Annotated in this window: 18 protein-coding genes; 11 read left to right on the top strand and 7 right to left on the bottom strand. The window is 47.3% G+C overall.

Annotated elements, in window-relative coordinates; all coding sequences use genetic code 11:
• Positions 1 to 165 precede the first annotated feature (165 nt).
• Entirely contained in the window at positions 166 to 1377 is a 1212-nt protein-coding gene (locus LZG74_RS22715; RefSeq protein WP_233798780.1) for a hypothetical protein, read from the bottom strand.
• 327 nt (positions 1378 to 1704) lie between these two features.
• On the opposite strand from LZG74_RS22715, the gene LZG74_RS22720 reads away from it, so the two are divergent.
• A complete protein-coding gene (locus LZG74_RS22720) occupies positions 1705 to 2229 on the top strand; it encodes a hypothetical protein (protein WP_233798781.1) in 525 nt (174 codons plus the stop codon).
• Positions 2230 to 2309: 80 nt separating this feature from the next.
• On the opposite strand, the gene LZG74_RS22725 is transcribed toward LZG74_RS22720, so the two are convergent.
• The 4 genes from LZG74_RS22725 to LZG74_RS22740 form a co-directional block, all read right to left on the bottom strand.
• A complete protein-coding gene (locus LZG74_RS22725; RefSeq protein WP_233798782.1) occupies positions 2310 to 4040 on the bottom strand; it encodes a tetratricopeptide repeat protein in 1731 nt (576 codons plus the stop codon).
• A 25-nt stretch (positions 4041 to 4065) separates the two neighbouring features.
• A complete protein-coding gene (locus tag LZG74_RS22730) occupies positions 4066 to 5430 on the bottom strand; it encodes a RagB/SusD family nutrient uptake outer membrane protein (protein ID WP_233798783.1) in 1365 nt (454 codons plus the stop codon).
• A 17-nt stretch (positions 5431 to 5447) separates the two neighbouring features.
• Positions 5448 to 8558, bottom strand: a complete 3111-nt coding sequence (locus LZG74_RS22735) for a TonB-dependent receptor (protein ID WP_233798784.1) — start codon at positions 8556 to 8558, stop codon at positions 5448 to 5450.
• Between the two features lie 124 nt (positions 8559 to 8682).
• Positions 8683 to 9567 carry a DUF1684 domain-containing protein gene (locus LZG74_RS22740; RefSeq protein ID WP_233798785.1) on the bottom strand — a complete coding sequence of 295 codons (885 nt, stop codon included), beginning with the start codon at positions 9565 to 9567 and terminating at the stop codon, positions 8683 to 8685.
• 415 nt (positions 9568 to 9982) lie between these two features.
• Between LZG74_RS22740 and LZG74_RS22745 the strand changes: the two genes are divergently transcribed.
• The 3 genes from LZG74_RS22745 to LZG74_RS22755 are packed head-to-tail and all read left to right on the top strand — an operon-like array spanning position 9983 to position 13809.
• Positions 9983 to 10987 carry an ABC transporter transmembrane domain-containing protein gene (locus LZG74_RS22745; RefSeq protein ID WP_026629139.1) on the top strand — a complete coding sequence of 335 codons (1005 nt, stop codon included), beginning with the start codon at positions 9983 to 9985 and terminating at the stop codon, positions 10985 to 10987.
• Complete coding sequence (locus LZG74_RS22750) at positions 10980 to 12359, top strand: HlyD family secretion protein (protein ID WP_233798786.1); 1380 nt, start codon at positions 10980 to 10982, stop codon at positions 12357 to 12359. Before LZG74_RS22745 ends, LZG74_RS22750 begins: the two co-directional genes overlap by 8 nt.
• 1 nt (position 12360) lies before the next feature.
• Positions 12361 to 13809: a TolC family protein gene (locus tag LZG74_RS22755; RefSeq protein WP_233798787.1), complete on the top strand. Its 1449-nt coding sequence runs from the start codon at positions 12361 to 12363 to the stop codon at positions 13807 to 13809.
• An 11-nt stretch (positions 13810 to 13820) separates the two neighbouring features.
• Here the strand turns inward: LZG74_RS22755 and LZG74_RS22760 are convergent, their stop codons facing one another.
• The gene (locus tag LZG74_RS22760; RefSeq protein ID WP_233798788.1) at positions 13821 to 14663 is read right to left on the bottom strand and encodes a helix-turn-helix domain-containing protein; all 843 of its coding nucleotides are present in this window, start codon (positions 14661 to 14663) and stop codon (positions 13821 to 13823) included.
• A gap of 74 nt (positions 14664 to 14737) precedes the next feature.
• Here LZG74_RS22760 and LZG74_RS22765 point away from each other — a divergent pair, with 74 nt between their 5' ends.
• The 5 genes from LZG74_RS22765 (at position 14738) to LZG74_RS22780 (ending at position 18678) form a co-directional block, all read left to right on the top strand.
• Positions 14738 to 15619, top strand: coding sequence for an SDR family oxidoreductase (locus tag LZG74_RS22765; protein ID WP_233798789.1), 882 nt, complete (start codon positions 14738 to 14740; stop codon positions 15617 to 15619).
• A gap of 154 nt (positions 15620 to 15773) precedes the next feature.
• Positions 15774 to 16619: a chromate resistance protein ChrB domain-containing protein gene (locus LZG74_RS22770; protein ID WP_233798790.1), complete on the top strand. Its 846-nt coding sequence runs from the start codon at positions 15774 to 15776 to the stop codon at positions 16617 to 16619.
• 121 nt (positions 16620 to 16740) lie between these two features.
• Positions 16741 to 17544: a chromate efflux transporter gene (chrA, locus tag LZG74_RS22775; RefSeq protein ID WP_255699532.1), complete on the top strand. Its 804-nt coding sequence runs from the start codon at positions 16741 to 16743 to the stop codon at positions 17542 to 17544.
• Positions 17469 to 17927 carry a chromate transporter gene (locus tag LZG74_RS26310; protein ID WP_310589375.1) on the top strand — a complete coding sequence of 153 codons (459 nt, stop codon included), beginning with the start codon at positions 17469 to 17471 and terminating at the stop codon, positions 17925 to 17927. The genes chrA and LZG74_RS26310 overlap by 76 nt, the downstream gene beginning before the upstream one ends.
• Positions 17928 to 17946: 19 nt before the next feature.
• Positions 17947 to 18678, top strand: coding sequence for a DUF2490 domain-containing protein (locus LZG74_RS22780; RefSeq protein WP_233798791.1), 732 nt, complete (start codon positions 17947 to 17949; stop codon positions 18676 to 18678).
• Positions 18679 to 18729: 51 nt separating this feature from the next.
• Here LZG74_RS22780 and LZG74_RS22785 read toward each other — a convergent pair whose 3' ends face one another.
• Complete coding sequence (locus LZG74_RS22785; protein ID WP_233798792.1) at positions 18730 to 19089, bottom strand: DUF4406 domain-containing protein; 360 nt, start codon at positions 19087 to 19089, stop codon at positions 18730 to 18732.
• Between the two features lie 247 nt (positions 19090 to 19336).
• On the opposite strand from LZG74_RS22785, the gene LZG74_RS22790 reads away from it, so the two are divergent.
• Both LZG74_RS22790 and LZG74_RS22795 read left to right on the top strand, forming a co-directional pair.
• A complete protein-coding gene (locus LZG74_RS22790; RefSeq protein WP_233798793.1) occupies positions 19337 to 19801 on the top strand; it encodes a DUF3291 domain-containing protein in 465 nt (154 codons plus the stop codon).
• Between the two features lie 142 nt (positions 19802 to 19943).
• The gene (locus tag LZG74_RS22795) at positions 19944 to 20498 is read left to right on the top strand and encodes an alpha/beta hydrolase (protein WP_233798794.1); all 555 of its coding nucleotides are present in this window, start codon (positions 19944 to 19946) and stop codon (positions 20496 to 20498) included.
• The last annotated feature ends 46 nt before the right edge of the window (positions 20499 to 20544 follow it).

The following is a 20544-nucleotide window of genomic DNA, read 5'->3' on the forward strand; positions in this document are numbered from 1 at the left end:
TTTAAAAGAAATTTATAAAAAATATCTCTGTAAAGTCAAATGCGGTTACAAAATAATTTCTTGGTGTACTATTAAAACCGTGGATCTTTGCATTAACGCAAAAAACCCGGCAAATGCCGGGTTTTTTGCACATCATCTACTTAAACTTAATCCTGAAAGCATATTCTATTTTTCCAATGATTTTTCAAACCTTTTTGCAATTTCTACTGGATGATTAATTGTTACAGATATTGGAGAATTCGTAAACAGGGCGACCTGCGCTTTGCCAAAATCCATAATTATTGTATTGCATCTATATCCTAAGCCAGTTTTATAATAGTACTTCCCAATTGTTCCATTAAGTGCACCGTCAAAGCCAAAAAGCTTGTCTTTCATTAGGTGAAGATCGGCAGCGCTTATTACTTTTAACTGAGAGACCGCAGATTGAAGGTTAGCAAACTGAGATGCACTCATGTACAATCCCGTTGCACCAGCATTTGCAGAGACAACAGCTTTATCTACTCCTGCGGCGGTTCCTTTTATTTCCAAATATCCTTGTGTTGATAGGTGCGGCTCCATATAACCTCCATCACCCCACGCTTGCCAGTCGATTAAACTTGCTTGTTTAATTCCGGCCGGAAGAAATACATTTTCATAAACAATTTTCCGAAATTCGGCTGCATAAATGTTAAAGTTTGACGGAGCTTGATTAAGTACTTTCAATAGCGTTGAATTACCCTTCTTACTCTTTTCAACAGCATCAACATAAGGCGTGATAATCCCTAATAGTATATAATTGATATCGTTAGGTTGGCGCAAACTGGTATTGACTTCCCCTTTAACAGAAACCATAATTGATTGTTCCGTCCCGCCATTAACCAAACCTGTTCGGTGAGACAGCAATTGCTCAAAATTTAATGATTTGAATCCTGTGCTTGGCTCCCAGCCCTTTGGTAAGTAAGGCCACACTTTTGTTTGTAATGAAAGATTATATCGTTTAAGGATCTTAAAAACCGCAAGCGCAGTAACATATTGTGTTGCCTGAAGTGATTCCTGCTGCACCAAGGCGCCATGCTGCTTCTCGCCACCTGCTTCAAAGGCTTTTCGGGCAAACCCTTCACCACCATTTCCTACAAAAAATTCTTCTCCATTGGACATAATGGAATAGCCGAAACCAACTTTCTGGTCTTCCATGTATCTTTCAATTTCTTCGGCGAAGGTAAACGCATTAAACTTCGTAGGCTGGCCAATAATAAGCTTCGCATTCGCATCATCGCTTAGCTCCTGCTTTTCCATTGCGCCCTCCTGTAAGATCTGTTCTTCATTGCAAGCACTTACAAACAAAACTGCGCTAAAAACAAGGCAGCTAGATACTGATTTCAAAAGTTGTGTTTTCATTTTTAAAGATTTGTATAAATGATTTTTTCATCGCGGTGCTCTTACACTTTGATCACAACAAAGGTCGGGAGACGTAAAGAGCCAAGCTTTTAACTTATGTTAATAAGTATAAAAAAGTATAAAATCCGCCAAACCCTCAACCCATCTGCCAAGACGCATCAATTCAGTGTGCCATACTAACATTTCAATGTCGATTCTTTGCAATTGAAATAGGTTAGAATTTCCCCTCACGCACTCATTCCCCACCTTTGTGCTGTTGAAAATGCAACGTGATCAGAGAATCTCCTCACTGCATCTTCGAATACAACTTAATGAACATTTTTAGCCATGAATTTTAAAAGAACACTTGTCTGCGGAAGTTTGATGATAAGCTTGCTATCCTGCAACTCCACCACGGATTCCAGCAACTCATCTGAAAAAAGCACACTGAAATTAACCTTCAACGGAAAAACCAAAACCTACACCGATGCCCGCATTTCCGATGGTAAATTCGGATCAATCCAAACCATCGGCATTACTGCCGGAGCCGACGGCTCGGATTATCTTTCTTTAAACGTATATGGCGCGACGGCCGGGACTTATCCTTACAAGCAGGACATGAGCATTTATACACAAGTAAGCCAGGTAGAATACAAAACCGCCGGAACTGTCTTCAATAACTATTTCGCACAAATGTGCCCTGATAAATCCGGCTATCGTTCCACCATCGGAGAAATAAAAATCCTGGAATACGAAGCAGGCAAACATGCGAAAGGAACATTTTCCGGTGCATTGATAGACGCCAACGGAGACGAACAATGCAATCCGGATAGTATTTCGTTCAGCGGGGAGTTTGATATTGCGGTTGATTGAGGCGAGTCGGCAAAAAGCACTAAGCGACCGCTAGGCTCAGAAAGCTTTCAACTTCAATAGCATGGTAAATTCTCTGTGAGTTACAGCGGGTACAAAGACTTTTCCCCTTCTTTGATCACTTCGCTCAGTTGTGCAGCAAGCTCTTTTGCCTTCCCCAGATCCCCTTTTTTCTGATATACTTTGTAAAGTCCCCAAAGCGCATTTGCGCTGTTGGGACGTTTTTTAGCCAGGTCTTCATATGCCTGTATTGCCAGATCGTATTTCCCGGCCTTCAAATAAACCTCTCCCAGGCTGATCAATACGGGCCTTGCGTATGAAGGCGGTTCGCTGTAACCGAGATCATGTTCCTTTTTTTGTGCAATTTTAAGCAGGCGGATGGCTTCCGCATTGTTATTTTCAAGGTTTTGGATTAAGCCCTGCAATTCCAGTGATGCCACATTCAGGTCGCCCAGCCTTCGCGCTGCTATGGCGTCGTCGGCCGGAGATTGGTTGCCATTGCGGTACAAATGCGCGTCGAGCGCGTCGGAATATTTTTTGGCTTCTGCGGCTTTGCCTCTTTTTACGGCATCCATCCCCAACGCAAAAAGATACAGGCCGTCCTTATATGCAATGGCCTTTGTGGTAAAGATGCTGTCTTTGTCGTTGATCAGTTGCAGGCGGTCAGCGGCTTTTTTGTAATAGCCAAAACAGAGCTCCATTTTCGCGGGAGCAACAATTCCCTGGTAAAAAAAACGACCTTCATATTTAGCTTTGCGCTCCTTGGTAACCGGCATATTTTGCAACTTTTCGGCGTAATAGAGAGCAGTTTTGTAATGGCCGTTCTCTGCACTGTTAGAAAGCAGGTAATTGATATTGTGAATATAATTCCAGGTATCCACTTCGGGGATGCCCTGTTTTTTCATGTAAATAGAATCCACAGCAACAGCTTCCACAAACGCCTCGTGCGCCTTCTGATACTGTCCGAGTTTGAAATACACATGGCCCGGCATATGCACCATATGTGCCGCCCCAGGTGTGAGCTCTTTCATTTTTTCTGAACTTTTAATTGCTTCTTCCGGGCAGCAGTTCTCCATCAGATGGATCCAGTAATGGTGTGCGCCAGCATTGTCCGGATCGTTTTTCAGCACGTCCCGGAGCAGATATTCACTGTAAATCTGACCGTCACGCGGGTTTAGTTCCACGTCATAGCCGCTCATTTTACTTAATGCCAAAAAGAGCTTTGCATCTACATCTCCGGGATACTTATGCACGATGATTTCGAGCTTTTGCTGATATAGCTTCCGGCTGCCGTCGCCAGGTGCGTCGCGGAGAAGAATCGCTTCTGCATACAGCTTTTCATGCTCGCTTGCCTTATCCTTCAACGCTTTGAGCTTTCTGACAGCAAGCTTTTTATCATCATCAAAATCCGGCCCTTCTGTGGCGCCGATAGCGCTGTACAGGCCCCAATAGGGCATTACAGCCGAAGAATCCAGCCGGATCGCCTCTTTGAATGATCGATATGCTTCAAAATCCCAGAAATCATGCAACAGCGCCACGCCCTGGGCAAAATATTTCTGCGCCTGGTCCGATTTCGTGCTGATCTTCATGGTGGAAGTGCCAATGCCTTCCAGGAACTGCGCGGGCGGGAGGTTGTGAACATAAGCGGTTTCCTTGCGATAAGCCTGAATATGGTCAAGGTGGTTGTGGGCAGATTCGTTTTCGTCCACGTGGTTCGCGTGGTCATGTCCGCTGCTTTTTGTCTGTCCCTGCCGGTCACGCTGGGCAAATGTGGAAACGGAGATCAGACAACACAATACAAAAGAAAATCTCATATTTTTTTATTTAAAACAATGATAATCAATAACCTTTATTCTGAACCAGGTCCTTATCTGCGGCCAGGTCGTTGAATGGGATCGGGAAAATCCATTTGTCTGCATTGCCTACGCCCAACACTGCCCCTGCCCTGCCCGTGCGAACGAGGTCAAACCAGCGGTGCGGTTCCAATGCAAATTCGGCACGGCGCTCATCTTCGATAGCGCGCTCGATAGCTGCTTTGTTAGTAGAAGTTAAAACAGGAACTTTTGCGCGGGTTTTTACTGCATTCAGATCGGCTGCTGCGCCCGCGAGATCGGGCGTCGCTTTTTTGGCCCTGGCTTCGGCGCGGATCAGGTATTGCTCGGCTATGCGGAACAGGTAAGTCGGATTGTCGTTCGTAGCGCGCCAGTAAAGCAATTGCACATAATAGTTCAGAATGGCCGGCGTGGAAATATCCTTGATCAGCGCTTTGCGGTCACCGCCTGTTGCGGGATCTTGCAAAAGCTTGAACAGTGCAGGCCCGGGCCCAAACTGGTTGCGGTAACCGTCGCTCGACCATGCGCCATAATGTGCGCTTCTGTCGGCCGTGCTGTATGCCAGCTCAAAAATGGATTCCCTGGAATTTTTACTATTTATAAATGAGGCCCAGCTGATCAATTCGTAATTACTGTCGGAAATCAGCTTGGTAGCATATTCCTCAGCCTTTTCATATTCTCCCAAATACAAATGCAGCCGCGCCTTGAACGCCGAAACAGTCTTTTGCGTAACCCGGTTGCGATCCACTGTATTGCCCAGCAAACCTTCGGCCTTCGTAAGATCTTCCAGCACTTGCCTGTATACTTGCTCCTGGGTGCTTTGTTTTACCCCATCAAAATCGTCCGGTGCGGTGGTTGGTTTGAGCACAACAGGCACATTGCCCCACGCACGGGCCAGGTCGAAGTAGGCAAGTGACCGCAGAAAATAAGCCTCGCCCGAGATTTGCTTGCGCTGCGCTTCGGTAATGGTCTTAGAATCAAGCTTTTCAACTTTATCGATCACATTGTTCGCGCCGTTGACCACGGTGAAAATGGTGGACCAGACGTTGTTCAGAAGCGTATTATCAGACCGGTAAGTGTGGGTAATGAAGGTCGCATAGTAATTCAATGTCCCTACCCAGATATTATCGCCCCCGGCAAGATAAGCCGCGGCTTGATAGCCGTCGCCGCCATAATAGTTACTGCTCTGAACCTTGTCATACACACCCAGTAAGGCAGTTTCAGCAGTGGCAGCATCAATGATCACCGAACCGTCGGAAATGGATTGCTGCGGTTCCGCGTCCAGAAAGTACGACTCGCAGGAACTGGCCAGCAGGCCGGTAAGCGCCAGCAGCGCAATGTTGTATCGGAAATAAGAAGTGAACTTTCGCATGATATTTCAGGCAATGATTAAAAAGTAAGATTGATACCGAACTCTACCGTACGCGGATGCGGCGGCATCGAAAAGTCAAGACCCTGTACAGTGGCATTAGCAGTGTCCTGGGCAGTGTTGATCTCCGGGTCCGGGCCGGAATATTTAGTCCAGGTGAGCAGGTTGGTTGCATTCACGTATACCTTGGCATTATCGATCCGGATCTTCGACAGCCAGTTTTTTGGCAATGAATAACCCAGGTAGGCGCTGCGGAGGCGGATAAATGAGCCGTCTTCCAAAAAGCGGCTGCTTTCGAAATTGTGGTTGTTGCTGCCGTCTTCATTAGGCAGAATGGTAACGCGGGGGATGTCCGTCACATCGCCCGGTTTTTCCCAGCGGTCCATCATGCTCGCCAGCATCGACCAGGAAGTTCCGCGCGAACCCGCGTGCTCCTGAAAATATCGGTTCATATTAAACACTTTGTTGCCCTGCGAGAAATAGAAATTGAGCGAAAAATCGAAGTTTTTGAAACGCACCGCATTCCTGAGGCTGCCGTAATAGGCCGGCCATGCATTGCCCACAATCTGCCGGTCGGCGGTGGTAATGCGGCCATCGCCGGTGCGGGAATCGTCGTACACGGCATTGCCATTCTGCGGATCCACATAAAGCTGTTTGTAGAGCCAGAAAGAATACATCGGCGAGCCTTGTTCGAGGCGCACCCAGTCGCGGTTGTATTGGGTAAATGAAATGGGGAGTTTCTCGATGCGGTTGGCATTGTGGGCGACATTAAAGCTCGTTGTCCATTCCCAATCCTTATTGGAAAGATTGGTGGAAGTGACCTGGAATTCGAAACCCTTGTTGCTCATTTCGCCCAGGTTCTGATAGGAGGATGAGAATCCGGTTTTAGCAGGCGTCGGCACAGAGAGCAGCAGGTCCGTAGTGTATTTGTTATAAATATTGAATTCAAATTTCAGCCGGTTGTTGGCCACGCCGCCTTCGAGCCCTACATTCCATTGGCGCGTCGTTTCCCATTTCAGACCGCCATTACCCAACTGTGCCGGTGCTACGCCTGGCTTGTCGAGGTAATTATTCCCGCCCGACCAGAGACCCAGCGATGCAAAGTCAGGAATGCTTTGGTTACCAGTCCAGCCTATGCTCGCTTTGAGTTTGAGATCGTTCAGGAAAGCGAAATGATCTTTTACAAAACCTTCCTGACCGATGCGCCACGAAGCGCCCACCGACGGAAATGTGCCCCAGCGGTAGTCCGCGCCGAAGCGCGATGAAGCATCCGTGCGGACGTTCACATCCACGCTATACTTGTTATCAAAACTATAATTTGCACCTCCAAAATAAGAAAGTAGTCCCGAGTTCGTCACGCCGGTGGTGGTGCCGGTGGTAATCGCAGCTGCCGAAATGGTTGTGAATTGCGTGCCCGGGAAGTTCGTGCCCGTGATCACCGAACGCTGAAATTCGTTTTTCTGCAATGTGTTACCCAGGAACACCGACAGGAAATGACGCTCACCCAGCGGTGCATTGTAGTTCAAAAGCTGCTCGGCGATCCAGGTGCGGTCGAGCGTAGTGGCGTCCGTTGCGCTGCCGTTGGAAGCCTTTCCTTCGGTGAGGTTAGCATTGTAGTAGACCGCTTCCTTGTAATAATTGTCGTCCAGGCTCCATGAGCTTTTGAATGTCAGGTCGTCCGTCAGGTTCCACTTGAAGTAACCGTTGGCGATCAAATGTTTTCCATACGCGTGGTTATTGCTGTTTTCGAGCAACACATAAGGGTTATTGAATCGCTCACCGCGGTTGTAGGAGCCATCGGCGGCGAAGATCGGCGTCAATGTGGGCGTATGTAAACCGGTATTCAGGATCCCGCCCGTATCCCCCGTGCGTGCGAGCTGGCGTTTGGTGGCGCTGTAAGAAGTGCTCACCCCTACCTGCACTTTGCTGTTGATATTATGGTCGACATTAATGCGGAAACCCAGCCGACGGAAATCCTGTAATTTCAGGATGGAGTTCTGATTCGTAACCTCGCCGCCGAGGTAAAATTGCGTTTTTTCATTGCCGCCTGTTACGGACAAATTGTTGGATTGCTGAACAGCCGTTCGAAAAACGAGGCTCAACCGGTCGTAGGTTCCCTGGTCTTCGGGGTTACCCTGCCCTCCTTCGCTCACAGGCCGGAATGGCCGCGTCGCAGAAGGGTTTCCATCATTGATCCACTGCTCATTCATGATCTGCGCGTGTTGCGGGCCGGTGGTAAGGTCCCACAATTTGGGTGCCTTGGCAATGCCGAGGGAAGTGTTGAATGAAATCTTAGTCTTCCCACCTTTTGCACCGCGTTTTGTGGTGATCAGGATCACGCCGTTGGCACCCCGTGCGCCGTAAATGGCTGTGGCGTTGGCATCTTTAAGCACCTCAATGTTCTCGATATCAGCCGGGTTAATGTCGGCCAGCGGATTGGTCGTTTGCCCGCCGGTGCGTACGCCTTGTAACGACTGGCTGTTTATAAAAACACCGTCAATCACATACAAAGGATCATTTCCAGCATTGATAGACGTCGCCCCACGCAAGCGTACAAGCACGCTCCCGCCTTCTACGCCCGAGTTGGAGGATATTTGGAGCCCCGGAGTCAGTCCCTGAATTTTTTCACTAAAACTAACCCCATGCTGGTTGGCGATCTCGCCGGATTTAATGTTGGAAACCGCACCTGTTCCGGCCCCTTTTTTCAGTTGGGTGTATCCTACCACCACAATTTCGTTCAGCTGCTTGTCCGAGGATTCGAGTTGCACTTCAAAGAATTTGCGGCCGGCGAGCGGGATTTCCTGCGTTTTGAAGCCTACGAACGAAAACACAAGTACCGGATTCTCCCCGGGCGCAGGTTCCGGCACATTCAATTGAAAACCGCCTTCCAGATTGGTGGATGTACCCGTGCTGGTGCCTTTTAAAACAATGTTCACCCCGGGAATGCCATCGCCCTTGTCGTCTGTAATCTTACCGGAAACCGATCTCTCGGTGTGCAATGCAAAAGTTAATTCTGCCGAAATACTGTTGGCCGTCGGCAGCAGAAAAAGGGAAATAAAAATCAATGTGACGACTGGCACCTCATTAACGTAATACAATATACGCGAAAGCCATGCGTAGTAGTGTTTCATGGTAAAAGAGAATTAAATGAGTGATAAGTGGAGTGATTGGAGCAGACGATTTCTTCCGGAGGCAAGGCGCCTCCGAAGAAATCAGAATGAAATAATGCGGTTATGGATTCAGGAATGGCATCTGCTATTCGTGATCGCCATAGCGTTTCTCACCTGCGGAAACGGCCAGGGCAAGCTTATTTTGCTTGGGAGGAAGCGGACACGTTGCAAAAGGCGAAAACGCACAGGGTGGATTAATGGATTTATTAAAGTCCAGCCAGGCTGTCCCATCTTCCTCCACGGAAGTGTAGAGAAAACGTCCGGCGCCATATGTTTCCTTTTTATTGGTTTGGTCGGCGAAGATGATGAACAGATTCTTGGTCGATCCCACGGCGTCCAGACGGTATTCCTTACCATTTACAGAAAAAACCAATGTTCCCGGAGATTCCTGATCTGCGGTGCGGCCGGTAATGTCTGTGATTGAAACTTTCTTACCGGTGGTGGCTTCAAAGCGTGCTTTGACGAGCCATTTTTCCTGAACAGGATAGCGCTCAATGCCTGTAAACCCTTTCAGATATTCGCTTTCGAGGTCGCGTAACCGCACCGCATATTTGTCGCCGCGCTTGATAATGAACCACCGCAACGACTTGTGTTTGAGCGTTACAGGCTTTTCATCCGGAAAAATATCCAGCTCCGTCACAGGCTCATCGCCACTGAAAATGGCTGCATCTGGACTTGCTTTGAGTATGACCTTTCCCTTATCCAACCAGATTTCACCCAGGAAAGGGTTGCTTTTATCTGCCGGGAACACAACATTGTTCTTACTATCGCCGCCGAAAGTGTTCTTTCCTTCATCAAGCCAGAACAAACCGGCCAGATTGAGCCAGCCCGATTCCGCTTTGAGGCTTTCGATCCGTTTCTGATGCCATTGCTGGATCTGTTCTTCGTAAGCCGTGTCGTTGAATGTGAATGCAGGCAATAAGTAAATGCCAGCCAGCAAGAGTAAATAATAGGAGTACTTTTTCATCATTTTTTAGATAAATTAAAATGAACGCTAACGCCTGGCGCGCAATGACGTCCAGTCCGCTGGCAAAAACTAAATGGTGGCTGTGGTACAAATGTAAACAATCAGTTTAATCTATCAACTTAATAGAGTTAATTTTTTTAAGATACCTTCGCTGACCAAAATACCCACTCATTAAAATGGAATTGGAATTTGATTAGAATGAAATTAGAACAACGTTTGGTGACTATCGGTGACTCGTTTCCAGTGTATAAATTTTTGGTATTATATCGTAAATGTGATGTACAACATAAAGAAAGTGATGGTTTTGGAATGGTTTTAGAGAATTGTGACATGCGTGTTTTCGTTATTAATCCGGTTCAGTGATATACTGTCCTTTACGGAAACCGTAAATAGCCGTCTCTATCACATTTGCATATTAATGGGTAAAAAATTTAAGGTCGAAGTGCCAACCCCCTGGCAAAGGCTCATGGGAATGCTTTATGTCGAACGCTCGACAATCAATTACATATTTATTTACGCCATCCTGATCGGCTTGATCGGACTCACACTTCCACTCGGGACTACGGCAGTTTTCAACCTGCTTTCCAATGGTGCATTATACAGTTCGACATACGTGCTGATCGGCGTTGTCCTGATCGGAATCATAGTTGGCGGGATTTTGCTCATCGGGCAGCTGACGTTGGTGGAACTCATCGAGCAAAAAATATTTACCAAAGCCACGCTCGAATTTGCTTACAGATTTCCGCGGATCAAAAAATCGGAGTTGGAGGGTGAAAGTCCGCCGGAACTGGTAAACCGATTTTTTGATGTAATTACCATTCAAAAGGGACTGACAAAACTTCTTGTGGATATTGTAGCAGCCGGTGTTCAGATCGCGCTGTCTGCGATTTTGCTCTCATTTTATCACCCCATATTTATGACTTTCGGACTGTTGACAGTGATGGCTACCATTTTGGTACTTTTCCTGTATTACAAAAGAGGCGTCCAAACGAGCATTGAGGAGTCGCATTATAAGTACGAAGTGGTGGCTTACCTCGAATCTGTGGCGGGTGATCTTGATCTTTACCGCGGACAACCCGACAAGATGAGACAGGTGATTGTGAATACCGACCGCATTACAGCAGACTATTTACAGGCAAGAAACGATCATTTCTGGGTGCTTCGCAAATTTTTTGCCAGCTCGGTTATCCTGAGAACCTTGCTGATGGGCGGTTTGCTTTTTTTAGGATCTTATTATGTAGTGCAAAGACAAATGACACTCGGGCAGTTTGTTGCCGCAGAAGTGATCATTGTACAGATCAGCTACGCCATTGAGAAATTTATGACCAGTCTGGATACCATTTTTGATATGGTGACGGGCAGCGAAAAAATTGCCGCTGTAACTGATCTGGAATTGGTAGAAAGTGAGGTGCACCATGGCTAGATATGGAATTGACGTCACCAGCCGGGTTGACTGGGAGGAACTTGGCGTGCTCTCCGACAAGCAGATTTTGAAAACGCGCGGGCCAAGATTGCTTGGCCGCGTTATGCTGATCCTCCTGTTTTTGTTCATCATTGTGCTCTTTCTCCCCTGGCGGCAAACGATCCCCGGGCGTGGCACAGTAACAGCGTTGACCCCGGAAGACCGGCCGCAAACGGTTCAGAACCAGATCGGTGGCCGCATTGAGCATTGGGCCGTTCGCGAGGGGCAGCAGGTCCAGAAAGGAGATACGATACTGGTGCTTTCAGAAACAAGTCAGTCTTACTTTGATCCCAATCTGCCTCAGCGTTTGCAGGAACAACTGAGAGCAAAAGAAGGATCGGAAATTGCTGCAGCCCAAAAAATGGATGCTACCAACGACCAAATCGCTGCCATGACAAATGGCTTGAAATTTCAGCTGACGGCGGCAGAAAATAAGGTAGACCAGGCTGTCAATTACGTGCAGGCTGACAGCGCGGACCTGGTAGCAATCCAGAAGTTTTATGAAATCAGTAAATCCCGGCTCGAACGTTACGAAGCGGGTTATCGGAACGGCCTTTTTTCACTGACCGACATAGAAAGCCGCCGTTTGAAGTTACAGGAGGATAATGCCAAAGTGGTAAGCCAGGTCAACAAGCTAAATAACTCGCAGCAGTCGCTTCTGAATGCGCGCATTGAACTGGATAACATTCGCGCCAAATACATGGAATCCGTTGCCAAAGCACGTTCCGATTTAAGTTCTGCATTGTCCAGCCGGGTGAGCGCGCAGGGAGAAATTGCAAAGCTGCAGAATGAGATTTCCAATATTAACATTCGGCGCGGGCTGTATGTGGTGCGTGCCCCGCAGAGCGGCTTTGTGGTAAAAACACTGAAAGCCGGTATTGGTGAAAACATCAAGGAGGGTGAATCCATCGCCACGCTGCAACCCACGAAACCGAGCGTAGCGGTGGAATTATATGTGGATGCCATGGACGTGCCGCTAATCCTGGACAGCAGTGAGGTTCGCCTTCAGTTCGAAGGGTGGCCTTCCGTGCAATTTGCTGGCTGGCCATCGGTGGCGGTGGGCACATTTGCCGGCAAAGTAACGGTCATAGACCTGGTAAGCAGCAATAACGGCAAATATCGCATCCTGGTAACCCCTTCAAATCCGGCACCTTACAATGACGAGCCGTGGCCCAAACAGCTGCGACAAGGCTCTGGCGTGTACGGGAGGGTGATCTTGCGCTCTGTGCCTATATGGTACGAAATATGGCGGTTATTGAACGGCTTCCCGCCCAGTCTGGAAAATGAGCCTGATAAAGCAGATGGTGGTGGAAAAAAGGATAAAGCGAACTAAAATGAACATGACAATAAGACGGGGCATGCTTGCCCTTTGGCTATGCCTCTTGCTGTTTGTCCAGAGTGTGTTTGCAAGCGTAGCATCTGTCCCCGACTCTACAAAAATATTTTCGATAGCAGACCTGCGTGAGCTAGTGATGCAGAACAATCCGGTCGTTAAACAAGCCGGGTTACTGAGCGCTGCCGCGCGGGCGAGGGTAACCCAGGCGCTTGGCAGTTTTGACCCAAACCTTAAAGCATCATTCGACCAGAAACAATTTGGTGGAAAAAATTACTATAACCATTGGACGAGTGAACTAAAAGTGCCTCTATGGCTGGCAGGAGCTGATTTAAAGATCGGGTTCGACAGAAATGTGGGGAGTTACACTAATCCAGAAACAACCACGCCGCTGACAGGCCTGGGTGGCGTAGGCATTAGTGTGCCGATTGGCCAGGGGCTGCTGATTGATGCTCGCCGAAATACCCTGCGTCAATCGCGCGTCATGGTAGCGTATGCCGAAGCAGAAAGGGTCAATGAGATCAACAAAGTTTGGTTTCAGGCTGTGAAAGATTACTGGAACTGGTTTTATGCGCATCAGCAATATCAGCTCATCCGTCGTGGCGTCGAGCTGGCAACCACGCGCTACACCGCCACGCGTAATCAGGCATTACTGGGCGAAAAGCCTGCAATTGACTCCGTAGAAGCATTTATCACGGTGCAGGAAAGATCGATCCAGCTGGCTAAGATTGAAATCGAGATCCAGAATTCCAGATTGCTTGTTTCCAATCACATCTGGGACGAAAAAGGAAATCCACTCGAATTGCCGGAAGACGCCGTGCCCGTCAACGCCGACTCCGCTGTGGCTATTGTATCGGCCAACCACCTCGATGATTTGCTGAACCGTGCCGAAGACAACCACCCCAAGCTTCAAATGCTTCGCAATAAGGGAGTCCAGCTCGCTATTGAACGCAATTATCTGCGCGAAATGCTGAAACCAAAACTCAATGTCAGCGGCTCGCTGCTGACCACACGCAGGGATTTCAATTCTTATGTACCTGATTATTATGACATTGGCTGGAATAACTATAAAGTGGGTTTTGATTTCTCGTTCCCGCTGTTCCTGCGCTCGGCAAGAGGTAAACTCAATGAGATCAAAGTGAAGCAAATGGACCTGAACCTCGATGTTCAAAACCAAGCACGAACCATTCAAACCAATATCCGCAGCTCGTTCAACAACCTGAAAGCATACCAGGCGCAACTCACTATCCAGACGCAAAGCATTGTGAATCAAAAATTCCTGGTTCGCGGTGAGCTTCAAAAATTTGATCTGGGTGAAAGCACATTATTTTTAATCAACAGCCGCGAATCCAAGCTCATCGACATGATGATGAAACAAGCAGAACTCGTAACAAAATACCAGCAAGCGCTAGCGGACCTCTACTACGAAGCCGGGGTGAATCAGGATTGATTGGTTGTCGCTTATGCTCGCGCCCGGCTTACGCAAAAGGTTTTTCCCAAAAACTCCTGAACAAATTTCCTGGGTGTGGTAGCGAGGTAATACCTGAAGTCTTTAATGAGGTGACTCTGGTCGTGATAGCCGAACTGGGCAACGAGGGTTAGCCAGTCCACTTCGTCTTCTTGTTTTTGAATAAATTCGATAACCTGTTTGAACCGAAGCAAGCGGGTAAGTTCTTTGGTAGAAAATCCCATGTATTTTTTGAAACGCATTTGCACCATCCGCTCGGATAGATTGGCGTCAGCAGCAATTGATTTTGAAGGTTTTCCAAAATCAATGTTGCTATCTTCAAAACCTGCTAGTAAGGGAATGCTTTCTTTTTCAGGTGCTTTGATAAATGCATGACCGTGTGCGATCAGCAACCCAATGCGGTCTTCGGTTGTGGGCATTCCTGCAAGTGCATTCCATAACGCGTCGAATCCGGCAATGCCTAGCACCTGGTCGGGATCATAGATTTTTTCGGTTTCCATTTGTTCCGCCGGAATGTTGAAAAGCCTGTAAAAGCCATTGTGGTTGAATGTGATTACAATGATGTCCGTTTCCGGCAACACCTCGTAATGCAGCATTTTCCGCAACGGGCCCAGCATCACAACTTTTCTCGTTTCGTGCTCCTGAAACGCGCCATTACCAAACGACAATGGTAAAGGAACACCAAAATTAAATATCAGCATGATTTCTAAACTTGGCGACAAGAACTGGGGCGTCCGTTCAAAATCGAGGTCTGTTTGAATACAGTAAAAGTGCTTGATCACGTCAGCCAATGCAGCCGGAGCGTCAAAGTGCGTACCAATGGATAGCTTAGTCATTTCGTTTTCTTACAATTTTACCGACCATAGCTCGCTTAATTTTGACCTAAAATAAAACAAAAACTTTATCCAAAATGGCAACATCAGAATTAACAAAATTATTGGTAACCGGTGCAACGGGAACGATTGGAAAAGAATTATGCAAAATATTGTCAGCCCAAGACGTACCCTACAAAGCCATGGTTCGTTCGGTCGCTCGTGCGCAGAACATGGACGATCTGGCCGGAGCCGAACTTTTAACCGGCGATTTCAATGATTCCGAATCATTAAAGTCAGCATTAACCGGAGTCGAACGGGCATTTTTGCTGACGAACTCATCGGAGCAGGCAGAACAGCAGCAGATTAGATTTGTCGACATAGCGCAAGAGGCTGGTGTAAAGCACATTGTTAAGCTGTCTCAATGGGCCGCAGACGCTGAGTCACCGGTGCGCTTTTTGCGTTACCATGCTGCGGTTGAAGCACATATCCGCAAGTCGGGAATGCTATATACCTTCCTAAGACCCAACCTTTTCATGCAAGGACTGCTCGGTTTCCGGGATTCAATTCGTTTTCAGGGACAGTTTTACGGTGCCATTGGCGATGCTAAAATCAGCATTGTGGACGTACGTGACATAGCCGCTGCCGCAGCAGCAGCGCTCACCGATCCACGGCACGAAAATCAGGTTTATGCGTTAACCGGTCCGGAAGCATTGTCGCACCACGAATTGGCGGAAACGCTTTCTGCTGTCCTCGGCCACTCCGTTACATTTATAGACCTTACTTCTGAAATGCTTGAAGAAATGCTCTTGAAGGTCGGCTTCCCAACCTGGCAGGCTGAGGGACTTGTGGAAGACTATGCACATTATAAGAAAGGTGAAGCTTCGGAAGTGGCTCCGGGCATTATGGATGCAACCGGAACAGCACCGCGCACATTTAGCGATTTTGCAAAAGACCACGCGGCGCTGTTCCGGCCGTAGCGGTTGTGTGAATGTCGATGTATGTTTATAGAGCAGAAAAGTGAATTTTGGAACTCAATCACATACTGCTCATTCTATTCCGAAGTTTTGTCAAGTGTCAATCGTTACCTTTGACGGACAAAACATTTTTGTATAGTCAGTTTATATAGTCAGAATGAAGTGGATCACCCGCGAACGCCCAAAAATTGACCGCATCGCCTGTCCCTGGCTGATCAAACGGTTCATTGATCCGGATGCACAGATCTTTTTCTTCCCATTTGATCAGGTTAAAGCCAAAGCAGCGGAACTGGGCGCTACGCCCTTCGATATTCCGGACACTGAATTCACTCATTATGAAGACCGCTGCACTTTCGACTTTTTTCTCGAAAGATATGAGATCGAAGATCCTGCATTAAAGGATATGGCTGTCATCATCCGCGGGGCTGATACTGACGACCATTCGCTGGCTGCCCAGTCATCCGGGCTCTGGGCAATATCGGCAGGCCTTGCTTATAATATCACTGACGATCATGAACTGCTTGAAAAAGGAATGCTGATTTATGATGCGCTTTATAGCTGGGCAACGCACCTTCAGAAACAAAAGCACACCCAAAACCCAACCGAGAAGCTGCTGCTGGCTGTTTTTAATACTTACCTGGATAAACAGAAATCTGAGCATCTTAAAACCCCTAAATGGGCAAAAGAACTCAAAGAAATCATTCAGGACCAGATCGATACCAACCTAAGTTTAAGCCTGAAAGAAATTTCCGAGGGTTTACAAATACATCCGTCCTACGTGTCCCGCGAGTTTTCGAAGTATTTCAGCAACCTGTCTTTTGGTGAATACATTCGCAAGCTGCGCATCGAAAAAGCCGTCGATTTGCTTGCAAACCCCGACCATACCTTATCCGAGATTGCTTATCTGACCGGGTTCTCAGATCAAAGCCATTTCAACAGGATCTTCAAAGCTCAAACGGGACAAAATCCGTCGGATTTCCGGAAAAATTTGCCAAAAAAGTAATCTCCGTACAAATCCGTCATTTCCATTCTATCATTTGGTCATTGGGTGCCCTAGTATTGCATTGTTAAGCAAATACGAGTGTAAACTTGGAGACATTCATGCCTTCGAAGAAAAAACATGTATGGAAACCCTGACGCAGCCACAAACAATTAAATACAGCCTGGCGGAGCTGACCAGCTATTTTTTAAAACTCGGTACGCTGGGCTTTGGCGGTCCCGTTGCCCTGATCGGCTACATGCACCGTGATTTGGTGGAAGACAAAGGGTGGATTAGTGAAGATGAATACCGCGAGGGCCTGGCCCTTGCCCAGCTGGCTCCTGGCCCGCTTGCTGCCCAGCTCGGCATCTACCTGGGCTATGTGCATCACGGGATTTGGGGCGCTACCCTTACCGGACTTGCCTTTGTGCTACCATCCTTTGTCATGGTAGTTTTGTTGGGGATGGCTTATAAACTTTACGGCGGGCTTCCCTGGATGCAATCTGTGTTTTATGGCGTTGGCGCAGCGGTGATCGGTATCATTACGCTAAGTTGTTACAAACTCACTATCAAATCAATCAGTAAAATAGAGCTACAAGCGATCAAAAGCAGATGGATCCTCTGGCTTTTCTTTTTTACAATGGCCCTCGTTACTGCGATCACCCAGCGGGAAGAAGTGTGGCTTTTCATTCTTCTGGGCTTCATTTATATGGTCGTGAAAGCGCCGCCCGAATGGCTGCAACGAAGGGATACATCTTTGTCTGTCATCTTCCTGGCCGGCACGGGCTTCTGGCAATATGAGCCTGACGAGCTTGTCAAACTCGGATATTTTTCACTCAGGCAGGCGCCTTTGTTTTTGGAAGCGGCCTGGCAATTATTCCATTTTTGCAGGCAGGTGTCGTTGGCGAAATGGGATGGCTCAATGAGCAGCAGTTCCTGGATTCCGTAGCGGTTGCCATGATTACACCCGGACCGGTTGTGATAACCGTTGGCTTTATCGGATTCCTGGTTTCCGGGTTTGCCGGGGCGGCTGTCGCTGCCTTGGGCGTCTTTCTTCCCTGCTTTGTTTTCACAGTTTTGCCCGCACCTTATTTCAAAAAAATCTCCAAGAATGCCAGTATCAAAGCATTTGTCGATGGGATTACAGCAGCTGTGGTCGGCGCGCTGGTCGGATCGGTTACTGTGATTGCGACCCGGTCAATCGTTGATGTTACATCGGCTGCCATCGCAGTCCTGACCATACTTGCACTTATTTATTTTAAAAAACTGCAAGAACCTTACATCATCCTGGCTGCGGCGCTCATTGGTTTTTGCCTGAAAACGTACCTTTAAATTCTGATTAATTGCTTTTATGAAAAGATTAGCTTTACTACTGCTTGTCCTGTTTTCAGTCCCGTCCCACGCACAAAAACAAGTCAATAAGCTCAATGGTGTGTGGTTAGGATATTTCAACCAGACCAGGATAACAGATAAATGGGGTATCTGGCTGGATTTGCATGCAAGAAGAACTGATTTTTTAGACCGCTGGTCCACACAGATCATCCGGCCAGGAATTACCTATTATGCCAACGACCACCTCAGGTTCACGGCCGGTTATGCCTATGCGCGCAGCTATCCCGCGGCTGGCCTGCACACTGTTCGGCCTGAGAACAGGCTTTGGCAGCAGGTGCTTTGGACAAGCCGTCAGAAGCGGCTGCAAACCCAGCAGTGGATCCGGGTGGAAGAGCGATTTAACCGCAAGATTGCCAATGACGCTTTGCAGGAAGGTTACAATTTCAACTTCCGGTTCAGGTATCTGCTCAATCTGATGGTTCCCCTAAACAGTGATTTCATCGAGCCGGGGACAGTGTTCTTTGCATTCAATGATGAAATTCATATCAATGCCGGCAAGCAGATTACTTACAATCTTTTTGACCAGAACCGCCTTTTCCTGGGCTTGGGTTACCAGTTTACCAAAGGGCTCAATTTACAAGTCGGTTATATGAACCAGTTCCAGCAACTTCCTTCGGGCAACCATTTCAACAGCAACAATGTGCTAAGGGTTTTCATGTTTCACAACCTGGATATCCGGGCCAAAAAGTAGCAATCTTCCCTTTGCTATGCCCGACGGTCGGCTACATTGCCGAAGGCTCTATTATTTACCAAATCCAGGGATTTCATTGATATTCTTAAAAATGATTTTCCCTTGATTTGCTCCCGTTGACACCATTTCATCTGCCCCGGCAGAAGGGCCTCCAATCCTGAGAACTGCATCACATTTAGCAATTAAATCAACAGCCACAGGATGAAAGATCCTATTGAATATTTCGTCCCCCATGGTTTGCGAACCTGCCGCTTCGATCAATGGCAATGCAAACCATTCCCCCATTACCGGTAGGTGGCCTTTATTATAAACCTCCAAAGCCGCCTTTGTCATAGCATCTACATTTGCCTCAATCAGCTCTGGATCATCACCGGTTCCCGAACGATAAGGACCGGCTACTAAGATCATCATTTGACTCATACCTCTGTTATTATGTAAATTAATAAATGTTTCTGAAGAAAATGTGAGCAGAAAACGCCCGTTCCGCCGCTGAGCAGGCCCGGACAACGAGATTCAATAGCCGTTCACGAACTTCCCTAGTGATCTTTTCCCCTATCCAATAACTCGACGCCCAATTCTGATTACTTTTGCGCAAGTTAGATCATTTTTGATCAATATCTGTAAGTGCTTTGAAATAAAGCTGATAAAATCCATAGCAATGCAGCAATACCAACTAGCCCAAATTAATGTGGCCAAGATGAAGGGAATTGATATCAATGACCCTGTGATGAAAGAGTTTGTAGACAATCTCGATGCAGTTAATGCACTTGCAGAAGTAAGTGAAGGTTTTGTGTGGCGTTTGAAAGAAGAGAATAATAATGCAACCGGGCTTGATCCCTTTCAAGACCTGACCGTCATTACCAATGTTTCTGTTTGGCGGGATATACCGACTTTACAAGCATTTACCTACCGCTCTTTTCATGCTGAATTTTTAAAAAGACGGCGCGAGTGGTTTTTGAACTACGGAAAAGTATCCATGGCAATGTGGTGGATTCCCGCAGGAACATTCCCTACGATGGAACAAGCCATTGAGCGGCTTGATTATCTGACGACAAATCGCCCTTCTTTTTATGCTTTTAGCTTTAAACATCCTTTTTCAGCACCATTATACGGCGCTGAATAGATCGTACTAAATAGTAGTTATCCCCGTCAATGCTGACCGACCTTCCCCCTACATATGTCCGGTTTTGCCTGCCTGGTGGAGATATCATTTAAATAACTTTGATGGGAGGTAATTAAAGTCTGATTTCAAACTATAAAAGCTTGTGGCAAATCGCATTATATTCTTTCACGGTGGCGGGTCGAAGGAAGACTATGACGCCGACAAAAAACTGGTCGAATCACTGGAAGACAGCCTGGGGGCTCCCTACTCCATCCATTATCCTTTCTTACCCAATGACGGATCACCGGATCTGGGGAGGCAGCAGCAAATCAAGGAAGCAATTTCAGACAGTGAAGATGGGGTTATCTTAGTTGCCCACTCACTCGGTGCGTCCATGTTGTTGGCATGCCTTTCCGAATTCAACATTGAGCGAAGGATTGCAGGCATTTTTCTGATTGCGACACCTTTCTGGGAAGGAAGTGAAGACTGGGTGGAGCCTTTTAAATTGCGTCAGGACTTTGCAGAAACGATCGATAAGAATATTCCGCTATTCTTGTATCATTGCCAGGACGATGAGGAAGTTCCGTTTATTCAACTTGCTAATTATCAGCGGGAACTTCCATGGGCGACATTTCGAGAAATTCCATCCGGAGGACACCAGTTGAATAATGACCTTCATGTCGTAGCAAAAGATCTTCTATCGCTTAAACTGCAGTAATCAGGCATATATCCGATAGCGACCACTAGCAAATTGCTTCGCAGGA

The organism is Dyadobacter sp. CY327 (genome assembly GCF_021390415.1).
Lineage (GTDB): Bacteria > Bacteroidota > Bacteroidia > Cytophagales > Spirosomataceae > Dyadobacter > Dyadobacter chenhuakuii.

Excerpts from the sequence above, each read along its gene's own strand:
- LZG74_RS22715 (WP_233798780.1), bottom strand. The coding sequence starts at position 1,377 with ATGAAAACACAACTTTTGAAATCAGTATCTAGCTGCCTTGTTTTTAGC.
- LZG74_RS22720 (WP_233798781.1), top strand. The coding sequence starts at position 1,705 with ATGAATTTTAAAAGAACACTTGTCTGCGGAAGTTTGATGATAAGCTTG.
- LZG74_RS22725 (WP_233798782.1), bottom strand. The coding sequence starts at position 4,040 with ATGAGATTTTCTTTTGTATTGTGTTGTCTGATCTCCGTTTCCACATTT.
- LZG74_RS22730 (WP_233798783.1), bottom strand. The coding sequence starts at position 5,430 with ATGCGAAAGTTCACTTCTTATTTCCGATACAACATTGCGCTGCTGGCG.
- LZG74_RS22735 (WP_233798784.1), bottom strand. The coding sequence starts at position 8,558 with ATGAAACACTACTACGCATGGCTTTCGCGTATATTGTATTACGTTAAT.
- LZG74_RS22740 (WP_233798785.1), bottom strand. The coding sequence starts at position 9,567 with ATGATGAAAAAGTACTCCTATTATTTACTCTTGCTGGCTGGCATTTAC.
- LZG74_RS22745 (WP_026629139.1), top strand. The coding sequence starts at position 9,983 with ATGGGTAAAAAATTTAAGGTCGAAGTGCCAACCCCCTGGCAAAGGCTC.
- LZG74_RS22750 (WP_233798786.1), top strand. The coding sequence starts at position 10,980 with ATGGCTAGATATGGAATTGACGTCACCAGCCGGGTTGACTGGGAGGAA.
- LZG74_RS22755 (WP_233798787.1), top strand. The coding sequence starts at position 12,361 with ATGAACATGACAATAAGACGGGGCATGCTTGCCCTTTGGCTATGCCTC.
- LZG74_RS22760 (WP_233798788.1), bottom strand. The coding sequence starts at position 14,663 with ATGACTAAGCTATCCATTGGTACGCACTTTGACGCTCCGGCTGCATTG.
- LZG74_RS22765 (WP_233798789.1), top strand. The coding sequence starts at position 14,738 with ATGGCAACATCAGAATTAACAAAATTATTGGTAACCGGTGCAACGGGA.
- LZG74_RS22770 (WP_233798790.1), top strand. The coding sequence starts at position 15,774 with ATGAAGTGGATCACCCGCGAACGCCCAAAAATTGACCGCATCGCCTGT.
- chrA (WP_255699532.1), top strand. The coding sequence starts at position 16,741 with ATGGAAACCCTGACGCAGCCACAAACAATTAAATACAGCCTGGCGGAG.
- LZG74_RS22780 (WP_233798791.1), top strand. The coding sequence starts at position 17,947 with ATGAAAAGATTAGCTTTACTACTGCTTGTCCTGTTTTCAGTCCCGTCC.
- LZG74_RS22785 (WP_233798792.1), bottom strand. The coding sequence starts at position 19,089 with ATGATGATCTTAGTAGCCGGTCCTTATCGTTCGGGAACCGGTGATGAT.
- LZG74_RS22790 (WP_233798793.1), top strand. The coding sequence starts at position 19,337 with ATGCAGCAATACCAACTAGCCCAAATTAATGTGGCCAAGATGAAGGGA.